Origin of the sequence: Noviherbaspirillum sp., from assembly GCF_035654295.1 — a bacterium.
Lineage (GTDB): Bacteria > Pseudomonadota > Gammaproteobacteria > Burkholderiales > Burkholderiaceae_D > Noviherbaspirillum.
In genome coordinates, this window is the sequence record NZ_DASRXF010000227.1 from 1 (window position 1) to 13,437 (window position 13,437).

The window sequence follows — 13,437 nt, forward strand, 5'->3', positions numbered from 1 at the left end:
CGGTGGTGCTTGTCGTGCCGGATGCGGAAGAAATCAGAAGCGCGTTTCCTTCACTGCCGCTTCCAAGGCTTGCAAATTTCAATACGTGACTTACTTGAGTTGCTCGTTCAGGAGCGACAGGATCCTGTCCGCGGTCTGCGACGAATCCGGCCGGCCCTCATTGTTCAGCACCGCGACCTGGCTTGCACCGCCCGTTGCCTTCACCGAAATACGGAAACGCTGGGCCGATTTGGCACTGTCATCGGAACCGAAGGAGAACATGCGCGAGAGGATGCCCTTCTCGGATGCCTTCTTCTGGTCGGCATCCGGGTCGACGTAGCGCACGAAGTAGAGGCCTTGCGCGCGGTCGCGGTCTTCCACGGTGAAACCGACACGATCCAGTGCGAGGCCGACACGGCGCCATGCGCGGTCGAATCCTTCGTCCACTTCCACGTAGCCGCCGCTGGTGCCCTTGACCAGTTTCGCGCGGGACGCTTGCGGGCCGACACTGGCCACGGTTGTCCTTGCCTGCGTCGTTTCGGCACCGAGGCGGGTCATCAGGCGCGTCAGGAATTCGGCCTCGAGCTCCGGATCGGACTGGCGCGGCGTCCACATCGTGCTGTCCTTCTGCTGGCCGACGAGCACTTCCTGCATGCCGCGATGGCTGATGTAGATTTCCGTCGTGCCGTCCGCGGCGCGCTCCAGGCGGGTGCGGAACTTGTCGCGCTCGCCGGTGGAGTACAGAGAGTCCAGCGCCTTGCCGATGGCATTGCGGATGAAGTCCTGCGGAATCTTGGCGCGGTTCTCGGCCCAGTCGGTTTCCATCACGCCGGCCTGCGGAACTTCGTAGCTGATCAGGAAGCCGGACTCCTGCCAGAAGTCCTTCACTGCGGGCCAGAGCGCGTCAGGCGCCTGCTTGACCACCAGCCAGCGCTGGTTGCCGGCTCGCTCGATGCGCATGTCCGGCGTGGCGCTTACCGCCACCGCGGCGGTGGGCGACGTAGGCCGCATCACTTGCTGCTGGTTGTAGGCCGATGCCGTCGCCGTGCCGCGGTTTGCCTCGGGAATGGCGTAACGGTTTTCGCGCTGCAATTGGGTTAGATCCGGCGGCACCTCCAGCGACGGCGCCTTCCCGGCGCTCTTGTACTCGACGCGGTCCGGCTCCAGCACCGATCCAATTGTGCTGCAGCCTGCAAGGCCGGCCAGCGCCAGCCCGAAAATGATTCCGCGGTTTGCGATACGAGTGTGCTTTCGAATTGTCATGATGCTGAATGAGGTGAAGTCTGCGTGACTGCCGGGCCAAATGCGGCGCTTATTGTAATACACCCGATTCGCGCAAGGCCGCGCGCACGGTCTCGTGATAGGCCTCGCCCAGCGGCGCCAGCGGCAGGCGGAGACCCGGCGGGATCAGTCCCATCTGGGTCATCGCCCACTTCACGGGTACGGGATTGGGTTCCACGAACAGCTTGTTATGCAGGGGCAGCAGCTTGTTGTTGATGGCAACCGCCTCGGTGACCTTGCCGGCCATCGCCGCGGCACAGAGCTCGTGCATGCCGCGCGGCGCAATGTTCGCCGTCACGGAAATGTTGCCCTTCGCGCCGCAGAACATGAGGGCCATCGCCGTCGCGTCATCGCCGGAATAGACGGCGAATGACTTCGGGGCAAGGCGGATCAGGTCGCTGCCGCGGGCGATATTGCCGGTCGCATCCTTCACGCCCACGATGCCGGGCACCTGCGCCAGGCGCAGGATGGTTTCATTGGCCATGTCGGCCACGGTACGGCCGGGTACGTTGTAGAGGATCGCGGGCAGGTCGACGGACTCGGCGATCTTCCTGAAGTGCTGGTACATGCCTTCCTGCGTCGGGCGGTTGTAGTACGGGACCACCAGCAGGGAGGCGTCGGCGCCGACGCTCTTGGCATACTGTGTCAGTTCGATTGCTTCCGTGGTCGAATTGCCGCCGGTGCCCGCGATGACGGGGATGCGTTTGGCGGTGTGCTCCACCGCGATCTTGATCAGCTCGCAATGTTCTTCGACCGAGACCGTCGGCGATTCACCGGTGGTACCGACGATGACAATGCCGTCGGTTCCTTCGGCGATGTGCCAGTCGATCAGTTTGCGCAGTCCCGGCAGGTCGAGACTGCCGTCTGCATGCATGGGAGTGACAATGGCGACGATGCTGCCCTGAATCATGATGTTATTGGGTAAAGATATAAAAGGTTGATTGTAGCGGATAGCCTGCTCCCGTGGGGCAATACGGGGTGAAATCGGCTTCAGGCCAGCCTGCGGCGCGCCGGCTCCGATGCCCCGGCAGACTTGATGGCACAGATACGCTGGACCATCGCAGGCCTCGGTATTTCAACGTATCCATCCTCGAATGCGATGACACGTAGTGCATCGTCGCGCATGGCCAGTTCGATCAGTTCGCCCTCGCGCAGCAGGAAGGCCGGGTTGGACGGCTTGCCAAATTGCTCATTTCCGGCGGCGAAGGTTTCATAGATCAACAGGCCGTCGGGCGCAAGGCTCAGGAAGAGATGCGGAAAGAGCGGACGGTGCAGGTAGTTGGTGACCACAATGCCGGCGAATCTGCCCTCTTCGTAGGGCCATGCCATGCCCTCGGTTTCCAGGTCTCGCTGCTCGGTCACGATGCCGGGGCCGGAGGCCAGCGCGAGTGCGCCGGCATCCCGGTCGACCGCCAGCACCGCATGTCCCTGCTGCGCCAGCAGGCGCGCGTGGCGCCCGCCGCCGCACGCGAGGTCGAGCACTTCGCCCGCGGGGATCAGCGGGAGAAAGCGGGCGACCCAGGGCGACGGCGTGTCGGAGGCAAGATGGGAAGACACAGCAGCGCCTGCGCTCAGTCGTAGCCGAGACCCATTGCATCGCGCACGTCGCGCATCGTTTCCTGCGCGAGCTTGCGTGCCTTGTCGCAGCCGTCGGCCACGATGGCGCGTACCAGCGACGGATCGTCGAGGTATTTCTGCGCGCGTTCGCGCATCGGCTCCTGTTCCTTGAGGATTGCATCGACAACCGGCTGCTTGCACTCGAGACAGCCGATGCCGGCCGACCTGCAGCCCTTCATCACCCAATCCTTGGTCTGTTCGTCGGAGTACACCTGGTGCAGCTGCCACACCGGGCATTTCAAGGGGTCGCCCGGATCGGTGCGGCGCACGCGTGCCGGGTCGGTCGGCATGGTGCGGACTTTCTTGGTCACCGATTCCTTGTCCTCGCGCAGCGTGATCGTGTTGCCGTAACTCTTGGACATCTTCTGCCCGTCGAGGCCGGGCAGGCGCGATGCCTCGGTCAGCTTGGCCTGCGGCTCGACCAGGATGATCTTGCGGCTGCCTTCCAGATAGCCGAACAGGCGCTCGCGGTCGATCATCGACAGGTTCTGCGTTTCGTCGAGCATGGCCTTCGCCTGCTCGAGTGCATCGGCATTACCCTGCTCCTGGTAGGCGGTACGCAGCTCGGTGTACATGCGCGCGCGCTTGCTGCCGAGCTTCTTGATCGCTTCCTGCGCCTTTTCCTCGAAGCCCTTTTCCTTGCCGTACAGGTGGTTAAACCGGCGCGCGAGTTCACGCATCATTTCGATGTGCGGCACCTGGTCTTCACCCACCGGCACCATGCTGGCGCGGTAGATCAGCACGTCCGCCGCCTGCAGCAGCGGGTAGCCGAGGAAGCCGTAGGTGGCAAGATCCCGGTCAGCCAGTTTTTCCTGCTGGTCCTTGTAGGTCGGCACGCGTTCCAGCCAGCCGAGCGGCGTTGCCATCGAGAGCAGCAGATGGAGTTCGGCGTGTTCCGGCACCTTCGACTGGATGAACAGCGTGGCCTGCGAGGGATCGACGCCCGCCGCGAGCCAGTCGATCAGCATGTCCCACGTGCTGGTTGTGATGATGCTGGGATCATCGTAATGCGTGGTCAGCGCATGCCAGTCGGCGACGAAGAACAGGCAAGGCACTTCGGATTGCATCTTGATCCAGTTCTTGAGTGCGCCGTGGTAGTGACCAAGGTGCATGGCACCGGTCGGACGCATGCCGGAAACAACACGATCGGGATACATAATGTTCAGCTCAGAAAAATGGTCAGGGGAAAAAGAATCAGCTTCAACGCTTCATGGGCCAGCATCATCACCGGCGCCATCCAGAAGTACAAGACTTTGAGGAGGACGAGGCCCATGACGATGAAAAAACCGTAAGGCTCGATCTGCGCGAACTTGTACGCCAGGCGGTTGGGCAAGGCGCTCGTGAGCACGCGGCCGCCGTCGAGCGGCGGAATCGGAAACAGGTTGAATGCGAACATCACGAGGTTGGTCAGCACCCCGGCCTGCGCCATGCGGATGAAGAATGGCTCATTGACGTCGCCCAGGCCAAGAATGATCGCAAAAATCATCCAGAGCAAGGCCATGACGAAATTCGCGCCCGGGCCGGCGAGCGCCACCCACGCCATGTCGCGCTTGGGCTTGCGCAGGTTGCCGAAATCGATGGGCACCGGCTTGGCATAACCGAAGAGAAATGCGCCCGAGGTCGCAACGTAAAGGATTATCGGAATGATCAGCGTGCCGAACGGGTCGATGTGCTTGATCGGGTTGAGGCTCATGCGGCCCTGCAGATAGGCCGTGGAATCGCCGAAATAACGTGCCGCGTATGCATGCGCCGCCTCGTGCAGGGTAATCGCGAAGATTACGGGCAGTGCATACACTGCAATCGTTTGAATAATCTGATCCATTGCGGGATTTTATCAGAGGGAAGATGATGCCCGCCGTGAATGACGGGCGCGGCTCAGAGGCCGAACATCGAGGCGTCGCCGCGTCCCTGGCGGATGAGCTCCGGCTCTTCGCCGGTCAGGTCGATCACGGTCGTCGGTTCCAAGTGGCAGGCGCCGCCGTCGATCACCAGTTCGACCTGGCGTTCGAGCCGGTCGCGCACTTCGTCCGGATCGGTCAGCGGATCGCTTTCGTCGGGAAGGATCAGGGTGGTGCCGATCAGCGGCTGTCCCAGCTCGTCGAGCAGCACATGGGCAATGGTGTTCTCCGGCACTCGCAGTCCGATCGTCTTGCGCGAGGGATGGCTGAGACGGCGGGGAACTTCCTTGGTCGCCTCGAGGATGAAGGTGAAGGGGCCGGGAGTGGCCGCCTTCAGCAACCGGTACTGGCGGTTGTCGACCCGCGCATACTGCGCGATTTCGCTCAGGTCGCGGCACAGCAAGGTGAGATGGTGCTTGTCATCCACGCCGCGGATGCGGCGCAAGCGTTCGACTGCCGACTTGTCGTCGAGATGGCAGACCAGGGCATAGCAGGAGTCGGTCGGCAGCGCGACGATACCGCCGCCGTGGATGATGTTCGCCGCCTGTTTGATGAGGCGCAGTTGCGGATTATCGGGATGGATCTGGAAAAATTGGCTCATAAAAGTACGGCGGCCTTGACGACCGCCGTTACTGAATTTTTGTTATTCAATACGCGCTGCGAAGCGCGGCAATACGTTGTTCGATCGGCGGATGGCTGGCGAACAACGCGGCAATACCGGAGTGCCCGCCGTTGATGCCGAAGGCCTTGAAATTCTGCGGCATGCTCTCCGGCGGCTCCATGCCGCCGAGGCGTGCCAGTGCCTTGACCATCGGCTGCGGGCTGCCGAGCAGTTTCGCCGAACCCGCGTCGGCGCGGAATTCGCGGTAGCGCGAGAACCAGGCAACAATGATCGAGGCAAGGATGCCGAACACGATCTCGCAGACAAACACGGTCACCATGTAACCGATGCCGGGACCGCGGTCATCGTTGTTGCGCAGCACCGTCTTGTCGATCATGTAGCCGACCACGCGCGCCAGGAAGACCACGAAGGTGTTCACCACGCCCTGGATCAGGGTCAACGTGACCATGTCGCCGTTCGCCACGTGCGCGATCTCGTGGCCGAGCACCGCCTCGACCTCTTCGCGCGTCATGCTTTCCAGCAGCCCGGTGGAGACCGCAACCAATGCCGAATCCTTGAATGCACCGGTGGCGAACGCATTCGGCTCGCCTTCGTAGATCGCGACTTCAGGCATACCGATGCCGGCGCGCTGCGAAAGCTTGCGCACCGTGTCGACGAGCCAAAGTTCCGTCGACGTCGAGGGCGCGTCGATCACATGCGCCCCGGTCGACCATTTCGCCATCTGCTTGCTCATCAGCAGCGAAATGATGGCGCCGGTAAAGCCGACCACGATCGAGTACACCATCAGCGTGCCGAGATTGAGGCCGTTGGCGGTGAGGTAGCGGTTGACGCCGAGCAGGGACAGCACGACCGACATCACCAGCACGACAGCAAGGTTGGTCGCGAGGAAAAGGACGATTCGTTTCATGCCAAAACCCTCCGTACGAGAACGACATCAAGATAGGGTTATTCCGCGGAAAATCAAGTGCGCGATGATGCCACAAAAGCAAGGCGGGAGCTGCCTTCCGGCAAACAACTCTATACGCGCCAGTCGTGCCACACAGGCATCAGATTGGGCGGCAGCGGCGGGAGCGACCCGAGTTCCGTTTGCGATTCGCCAGGCGCGTGGAAATCCGAACCGCGGGAAGCGAGCAAGCCATGCCTGCGGGCGACGCGGGCGTAGATGTCGAATTCCTCGGGAGTATGGCTGCCGGTCACGACTTCCACCCCGGTGCCGCCGGCACGCTTGAATTCCGCCAGGAACACATCCTGCTCCAGGTCCGAGAGGTTATACCGGCCGGGATGGGCAACCACCGCGATTCCGCCCGCGCCACGGATCCACTTCACCGCGTCCTGCAATTTTGCCCAGCGGTGCGGGACATAACCGGGCTTACCCTCGGTCAAGTAATTCGAGAAGACGTCCTGGATGTCCTTGCAGACACCGGTTTCGACCATGAAGCGGGCGAAGTGCGTGCGCGAGATCAGGTCGGGATTGCCGACGTATCTCAGCGCGCCCTCGAACGCATCGGGCACGCCGACCTCCGCGAGCTGGGCCGCCATTTCATGCGCCCGGCGCTCACGCCCGGAACGCGTCTGATGCAGCCCTCCGGCGAGGTCTTCATTCTTTTCGTCGAAGTTCAGGCCGACAATGTGGATGGTGTGCGCCGCCCAAGTCACCGAAATCTCGACACCGGTGACGTAATGCATCCCGAGCCCCCGCGCCGCGTCGCGCGCCTCGGAGATGCCGCCGATTTCGTCATGGTCCGTCAGCGCCCAGACATCGACGCCCCCTGCCTTTGCGCGCGCGGCAACCGCCGCAGGCGCAAGCGCACCATCGGACACGGTGGAATGGCAATGAAGGTCAACGTTGAGCATGCGAGTGGCGGGATGATCGGAATACAACTATTGTACGCCGGGAGCGCGTTCGACAGCAGGGGCGCCGCGTTTATCCCGCCTTTTGGCAAAGGAAGCGCTCGATCAGCTCCGCCAGCGCCTCTGGCTGGTCGTGATGCAGCATGTGCCCGGCATCTTGTATCGTTGCCGTCGTGACATTGCGCAGGTGAGCGATACGGCGATCGATTTCCATGCGCGCGGTTTCCTTCGGCCCCATCCAGCGCCATGCTTCGGTATCGTCCGCCTCCACCCATAACACCGGCGCGGTGATCTCGTGCCAGCAGGCCAGCACTTCCTCGACACGGTAGAGAACGGGGCTGACCAGCTTGTGGGCCGGATCGCCGAGGATGTCCCACTCGCCGTTCGCATTTTCCGCCGACCAGTGCCGGGAGAGGAAGTCCGCGCGCGCATCGGTCAGGCGGCGATTGTTTTTCTGCAGGCGGCGCATCACGTCTTCACGCGATGCATAGGGCCGCATGCCCGGCGGCTCGCGCAGTTCGTCGAGCCACTTGGCATAGCGCTTGGGCGCCTGTTCCGGGCGGGTGGCCGGCATGCCGAAACCTTCAAGATTGATCAGCTTCGCCACACGATCCGGACGCACACCTGCATACACGCAAACGACATTGCCGCCCATGCTGTGGCCCAGCAGGTTGACGGGCTGGTCAGGCGAGTAGTGATTCAGGATTGCGTCGAGGTCACCCATGTAGTCGGGAAACCAGTAACAATCGACGCCCGCGTTTTTCGTCAGGCCGAAACCGCGCCAGTCCGGCGCGATCACATGCCAGTCCCGCTGCAGGCAGTCGACGACGAACTGGAACGATGCGCCGACGTCCATCCAGCCATGTACCATGAACAGCTTCGGTGCTCCCTCGCTCCCCCAGTGGCGCACGTGGTATTGCAAGCCCCGTACGGGGATGAACTCGGAGCGGGACGGCTTCATGGTTTATCGTTACCCAGATCAAGAATGGAATTCGCGGAAATCGGCATAATAGCCAGATTGCCGGAGATGGAAATTAATAGAACGATCGTTCGAGAATTATAACGGAGAGGACATGGCTTCTGCAGGACATCCCACCCAGACGGACCGCTACGACGAGCTGTACAACCACTTTCACTGGCACGTGCCGGAACGGCTGAACATCGCCCAGGTATGCTGCGCGCGATGGGCCGAGGAAAAATCGCGCATTGCGATCTACTATGAAGACGACGAGGGCAATACCGCCACCCTCACCTACGCGGCGCTGTACGAACAGGCCAACCGCCTGTCCAACGTGCTGGCCCGGTTGGGCGTCAAGAAAGGCGATCGCGTTGCGATCATCCTGCCGCAGCGCATCGAGACCGCGGTCGCGCACATGGCCTGCTATCAGACGGGCGCCGTCGCGATGCCGCTGTCCATCCTGTTCGGCCCGGATGCGCTCGAATACCGGCTGCAGAACAGCGAAGCGGAAGTGGTCATCGTCGACAAGGCGGGACTGGACAACCTGCGCCGGGCGCAGCCGAACTGCCCTGCGCTCAAGCATGTGATTGCCGTCGACTGCGAGGCGCCCGAGGCGCTGGACATGCATGCCGAGCTCGCCAAGGCAAGGCCGAGCTTCGATCCGGTCGGCACCCTCGCCACCGATCCGGCTGTCCTGATCTACACCAGCGGCACCACGGGTGCGCCAAAGGGCGCACTGATCCCGCACTCCGCCATCATCGGCAACCTGACCGGTTTCGTCGCCTCGCAAAACTGGTTCCCGCAGGACGGCGACGTGTTCTGGTCGCCGGCCGACTGGGCGTGGACGGGCGGCCTGTGGGATGCACTGCTGCCGACCCTCTATTTCGGCAAGCCGATCGTCGGCTACCGCGGCCGCTTCTCGGCGGACACCGCGTTCTACCTGCTCGAAAAATACGGCATCACCAACACCTTCCTCTTCCCGACGGCGCTGAAGATGATGATGAAGGCCCACCCGTCTCCGCGCGAAAAATTCCAGCTGAAACTGCGCGCCATCATGAGCGCCGGCGAAGCCGTGGGCGACACGGTGTTCAACTGGTGCCAGTCCGCGCTCGGCGTCAAGCCGAACGAAATGTTCGGCCAGACGGAAATGAACTACATCGTGGGCAACAGCGTGCACCAGTGGCCGGCCAAGCCCGGCAGCATGGGACGCCCCTACCCCGGCCACCGCGTCGCAGTGATCGATGACGACGGCAATCCGGTCAAGCCGGGTGAAGCGGGCGAAGTCGCCCTGCACCGCACCGATATCCACGGCCATCCGGATCCGATCTTCTTCATCGAATACTGGAAAAACCCGGACGCCACGCGCAACAAGTACACCGGCGACTGGTGCCGTACCGGCGACCTCGCCATGCTCGACGAGGATGGCTACCTCTGGTACCAGGGCCGTGCGGACGACATGTTCAAGGCAGCCGGCTATCGCATTGGCCCCTCGGAAATCGAAAACTGCCTGGTGAAGCACCCGGCCGTGGCAAATGTAGCGGTGGTACCCAAGCCCGATACCGAGCGCGGGAACGTGGTCAAGGCCTTCGTCGTGCTGACGCCCGGCACGCCGCGCGGCAAGGATGCCGAAGCAAAGCTGATCGCGGAACTGCAGGCGCACGTACGCGGCAAGCTGGCGCCGTACGAATACCCGAAGGAAATCGAGTTCATCAATGAATTGCCGATGACAACCACCGGCAAGGTGCAACGGCGCGTGCTGCGCCTGATGGAGCAGGAGCGCGCGGCGCAGAAGCCGGCAGGATAGGCGGCCGCACGGCTGCATCAGGGATGGAAGAAGCGCTTATTCCTTCTTCTGCTCCTGTTGCGCCTGGTCGGCCTCGTTCTGGATTTTCTGGCCCAGCTGCTGCAGGCCCTTGCCTGCCACTTCCGCTGCCTTGTTGATTTCTTCGCTGGCGCGGGAAGCGGCCTGGTCCAGCTGCTGCCCGGCCCGCTCGGCCGGTCCTTTTTCGCCGGCTGCGGTGTCGGTCTTTTCGCAGGCGGCCACGCCAACCGCAATCCCAGCGGCGATCAGGAGACGGAAAACAGATTGTTTCGGTGCGAACATATGCTCTCCCTCTGGAATGGGCGTTATTCCCATACCAACAAAGACCGCTCGGCAAGGGCAAGGTTCCGCAGGAATGTGCGCCGGAAATCCGCCTTCTGATCTCATGCGAGCAGTGCGGCGAGCTCCTCCTCGCTGAAGCCTGCCGCCCGGCGCGCTTCGACATTGAATGGTCCGCGCAGCCTCGGCGCCTTGTACGCCTCTGCGAGGCGGGCGTAGGTCTCGACAGGATCAAGCGCGCGTTCGGCGCAGAGCCAGGCAAACCAGCGGTTGCCGACCGCAACATGCCCGATCTCGTCGCGCAGGATGATGTCCAAAATGGCCGCCGCCTGCAGGTCGCCCGCCTGTGCAAGCTTTGCGCGAACAGCCGGGGAGGCATCGAGGCCGCGCGCCTCCATGGTCCTCGGTACCAGCGCGATCCGTGCGAGCACGTCGCCGCGCGTCTTCTCGGCCATGTCCCAGAGGCTGTTATGGGCAGTGAAATCGCCGTAGGCGTAGCCCAGCGTGCGCAAGTGTTCCGCCAGCAGCGAAAAATGCAGCGCTTCCTCCGCCGCCACGCGCAGCCAGTCGGCGTAGTAATCGCGCGGCATGCCGGCGAAGCGCCAGAGTGCATCCAGCGCGAGGTTTATCGCATTGAACTCGATATGCGCAAGCGCATGGATCATCGCTGCGCGTCCTTCGAGGCTTGCCATTGAACGATGCTTCACGGTGCGTGGCGAAACCAATTCCGGGCGCGCAGGACGACCAGGCACCATGCTCGTCGCCATCAGCGCCGCAGTGGAATCAATGGGGACGCTACCAGCCTCCCAAGCCGCGTGCAGCGAGCGCACGCCATCCGCCTTCGCGGCGGGATCTGTTTCGCACAGCCAATGCAATGCAAGCGCGCGCAGCGCCATCGGCGGGTCGTTCGATGGGTTCATGCGAGGGGCGGTAAAATGTCGGATTCACACAAAGTCCCTGATTTTACGGAAATCCATGGCCATCTACCAATTGGGCGAGCACGCCCCACAAATCGATCCGTCCGCCTATGTTGCCGATTCCGCGAACGTTATCGGCAAGGCACGCATCGAAGCTAACGCGAGCATCTGGTTCGAGGTCACCATTCGCGGCGACAACGAATTGATCACCATCGGCGAAAACAGCAATGTACAGGAGTGCTCGGTGCTCCACACCGATCCGGGCTTTCCGCTGACCGTCGGCAAGAATGTCACTGTCGGCCATCAGGCAATGTTGCATGGTTGCACGATCGGCGAAGGCTCGCTGGTCGGCATACAGGCCATCATTCTGAACGGCGCGAAGATCGGGCGGAACTCGCTCGTCGGCGCCGGCGCTCTCGTCACCGAAGGCAAGGAATTTCCGGACAACTCGCTGATCATCGGCTCCCCAGCCAAGGCGGTTCGTACGTTGAGCGAGGAAGACATCGCCCGCATGCACGGGAACACGGCCAACTACGTCAAGCGCGGCCAGCTGTTCAAGAAGGAATTGAAACGAATCGGGTAATGAATGGATACGCTGCAACGATTTATCTTTGAAAATGCCGCCGTGCGCGGCGAGCTGGTCGAAATTTCCGAGACCTGGAAGCAAATCCAGGCACGCAAGGACTACCCGGCGCCCGTCAGGACGCTCCTGGGCGAGCTCCTCGCCGCGGCCGCCCTGCTGACAGCCAACCTGAAGTTCAACGGCATGATGATCCTGCAAATGCACGGCGACGGCCCCGTCAAACTGCTGGTGATCGAATGCGACTCTGAGCTGCGCCTGCGGGCGACGGCCAAGCTCGCGGCCGATGCGGTGGTTCCTGAAGGCGCGGGACTGAATGATCTGGTCAACGTGCACGGCAAGGGGCGCTTCGTCATCACCCTCGACCCGTCGGACAAGCTGCCGGGACAACAGCCCTACCAGGGCATCGTGCCGCTCGACGGCGACACGGTGGCAGTGGCGATCGAAAATTACATGCTCCGCTCCGAGCAGCTCGACACCAAGCTGTGGCTGGCGGCCGACGAAAAAGTCGCGCGCGGCATGCTGCTGCAAAAGCTGCCGCGGGTCGGCGGCACCGGAACGAAGACGGCGGACGACCAGGAAGCCTGGAACCGTACGGTCATCCTCGGCTCGACCATTCGCACGGAAGAACTGCTTTCCACCGACATCAACACGCTGATGCACCGCCTGTTCTGGGAAGAGACGATCCGCGTGTTCGATCCGGCCCATCCGCAATTCCATTGCGGATGCAGCCGCGAGAAGGTCGGCAACATGCTGATCATGCTGGGGAAGCCGGAGATCGATGCGGCGCTGGCCGATCTCGGAAAGCTGTCGATCAATTGCGATTTTTGCGGGCAGCATTACGAATTCGACAAAGTCGATTGCGCACAGCTGTTTGCTTCGGATATCGCCGGAGATGCCATGCAGCCGGCGGGCAGTTCCCGCCACTGAGGCACGGAAAATGGAAACGCCGGGCTTGCCCGGCGTTGCATGTGAATCAGTTGGCTTTGGTTGGCGGCGTCTTCGGCACCGTGTTGACCGTACTGCCCGGCTCCAGGACCTGCACGAAGATCTCGCCCTCCTTGATCATGCCCAGCTCGTAGCGGGCGCGCTCTTCCACCGCACCCGTTCCCTCGCGCAGGTCGCGCACTTCGGAATTGAGCTTGTCGTTGCGCGCCTTGAGTTCGTCATTTTTCTTCCGCGCCGTCTCGACCTGTCCTTCAAGATCCCACACGCGCAGCCAGCCGCCCTTCCCCAGCCACAAGGGGTACTGGATCAGCAGGAGCAGGGCCGCGAGGCTTAGGGTGATCAAACGCATGCGTGCATTCTAAAGAAATTTGGGGGCAATTGCCCCCAAATTTCATTTTGCTGTCATCTGCAATCAACGCAGGTTGTAAAACGCGCCACGGCCCGGGTAGCTGGCGATATCACCGAGGTCTTCCTCGATGCGCAGCAGCTGGTTGTACTTGGCCATGCGATCGGAACGCGACATCGAACCGGTCTTGATCTGCAGCGCATTGGTGCCCACCGCGATATCGGCAATCGTCGAGTCCTCGGTCTCGCCGGAACGGTGCGAGATCACCGCCGTGTAACCGGCGCGCTTGGCCATCTCGATCGCGGCGAAGGTCTCGGTCAGGGTGCCGATCTGGTTGAT

The 13,437-nt window shown here is 62.4% G+C and carries 15 protein-coding genes and 2 pseudogenes; 3 read left to right on the forward strand and 14 right to left on the reverse strand.

Features of this window, described 5'->3' with window-relative positions; translation table 11 throughout:
- The 10 genes and pseudogenes from VFF99_RS21200 to VFF99_RS21245 all read right to left on the reverse strand — a co-directional run.
- Positions 1–82, reverse strand: a pseudogene (locus VFF99_RS21200) (MBL fold metallo-hydrolase); the annotation flags it as partial.
- An 8-nt stretch (positions 83–90) separates the two neighbouring features.
- The gene (bamC, locus tag VFF99_RS21205; protein ID WP_325020915.1) at positions 91–1,242 is read right to left on the reverse strand and encodes an outer membrane protein assembly factor BamC; all 1,152 of its coding nucleotides are present in this window, start codon (positions 1,240–1,242) and stop codon (positions 91–93) included.
- A gap of 49 nt (positions 1,243–1,291) precedes the next feature.
- A complete protein-coding gene (gene dapA, locus VFF99_RS21210) occupies positions 1,292–2,170 on the reverse strand; it encodes a 4-hydroxy-tetrahydrodipicolinate synthase (RefSeq protein ID WP_325020916.1) in 879 nt (292 codons plus the stop codon).
- Between the two features lie 80 nt (positions 2,171–2,250).
- The gene (locus VFF99_RS21215; protein ID WP_325020917.1) at positions 2,251–2,817 is read right to left on the reverse strand and encodes a class I SAM-dependent methyltransferase; all 567 of its coding nucleotides are present in this window, start codon (positions 2,815–2,817) and stop codon (positions 2,251–2,253) included.
- Between the two features lie 14 nt (positions 2,818–2,831).
- On the reverse strand, positions 2,832–4,034 hold the full coding sequence (locus tag VFF99_RS21220) for a tryptophan--tRNA ligase (protein WP_325020918.1): 1,203 nt from the start codon (positions 4,032–4,034) through the stop codon (positions 2,832–2,834).
- A gap of 5 nt (positions 4,035–4,039) precedes the next feature.
- Positions 4,040–4,699 carry a site-2 protease family protein gene (locus VFF99_RS21225; RefSeq protein WP_325020919.1) on the reverse strand — a complete coding sequence of 220 codons (660 nt, stop codon included), beginning with the start codon at positions 4,697–4,699 and terminating at the stop codon, positions 4,040–4,042.
- A gap of 53 nt (positions 4,700–4,752) precedes the next feature.
- Positions 4,753–5,376 (reverse strand): L-threonylcarbamoyladenylate synthase, encoded by a 624-nt coding sequence (locus VFF99_RS21230; RefSeq protein WP_325020920.1) that lies wholly within the window; start codon positions 5,374–5,376, stop codon positions 4,753–4,755.
- Between the two features lie 46 nt (positions 5,377–5,422).
- Positions 5,423–6,304 carry a protease HtpX gene (htpX, locus tag VFF99_RS21235; protein ID WP_325020921.1) on the reverse strand — a complete coding sequence of 294 codons (882 nt, stop codon included), beginning with the start codon at positions 6,302–6,304 and terminating at the stop codon, positions 5,423–5,425.
- Positions 6,305–6,414: 110 nt separating this feature from the next.
- Positions 6,415–7,251, reverse strand: coding sequence for a 3',5'-nucleoside bisphosphate phosphatase (locus VFF99_RS21240; RefSeq protein ID WP_325020922.1), 837 nt, complete (start codon positions 7,249–7,251; stop codon positions 6,415–6,417).
- A gap of 70 nt (positions 7,252–7,321) precedes the next feature.
- On the reverse strand, positions 7,322–8,209 hold the full coding sequence (locus VFF99_RS21245) for an alpha/beta hydrolase (protein ID WP_325020923.1): 888 nt from the start codon (positions 8,207–8,209) through the stop codon (positions 7,322–7,324).
- Positions 8,210–8,321: 112 nt separating this feature from the next.
- Here VFF99_RS21245 and VFF99_RS21250 point away from each other — a divergent pair, with 112 nt between their 5' ends.
- Positions 8,322–10,010 carry an acyl-CoA synthetase gene (locus VFF99_RS21250; RefSeq protein ID WP_325020924.1) on the forward strand — a complete coding sequence of 563 codons (1,689 nt, stop codon included), beginning with the start codon at positions 8,322–8,324 and terminating at the stop codon, positions 10,008–10,010.
- Between the two features lie 36 nt (positions 10,011–10,046).
- Here the strand turns inward: VFF99_RS21250 and VFF99_RS21255 are convergent, their stop codons facing one another.
- Both VFF99_RS21255 and VFF99_RS21260 read right to left on the reverse strand, forming a co-directional pair.
- Positions 10,047–10,310 (reverse strand): hypothetical protein, encoded by a 264-nt coding sequence (locus VFF99_RS21255; RefSeq protein ID WP_325020925.1) that lies wholly within the window; start codon positions 10,308–10,310, stop codon positions 10,047–10,049.
- 101 nt (positions 10,311–10,411) lie between these two features.
- Positions 10,412–11,227, reverse strand: a complete 816-nt coding sequence (locus VFF99_RS21260) for a ferritin-like domain-containing protein (RefSeq protein WP_325020926.1) — start codon at positions 11,225–11,227, stop codon at positions 10,412–10,414.
- 55 nt (positions 11,228–11,282) lie between these two features.
- On the opposite strand from VFF99_RS21260, the gene VFF99_RS21265 reads away from it, so the two are divergent.
- Positions 11,283–11,807, forward strand: a complete 525-nt coding sequence (locus tag VFF99_RS21265; RefSeq protein WP_325020927.1) for a gamma carbonic anhydrase family protein — start codon at positions 11,283–11,285, stop codon at positions 11,805–11,807.
- A 3-nt stretch (positions 11,808–11,810) separates the two neighbouring features.
- Entirely contained in the window at positions 11,811–12,734 is a 924-nt protein-coding gene (gene hslO, locus VFF99_RS21270; RefSeq protein WP_325020928.1) for an Hsp33 family molecular chaperone HslO, read from the forward strand.
- A gap of 46 nt (positions 12,735–12,780) precedes the next feature.
- On the opposite strand, the gene ftsB is transcribed toward hslO, so the two are convergent.
- Together ftsB and eno are read right to left on the reverse strand one after the other, a co-directional pair.
- Positions 12,781–13,101, reverse strand: a complete 321-nt coding sequence (gene ftsB / locus VFF99_RS21275) for a cell division protein FtsB (protein WP_325020929.1) — start codon at positions 13,099–13,101, stop codon at positions 12,781–12,783.
- A gap of 63 nt (positions 13,102–13,164) precedes the next feature.
- Positions 13,165–13,437, reverse strand: a pseudogene (eno, locus tag VFF99_RS21280) (phosphopyruvate hydratase); the annotation flags it as partial.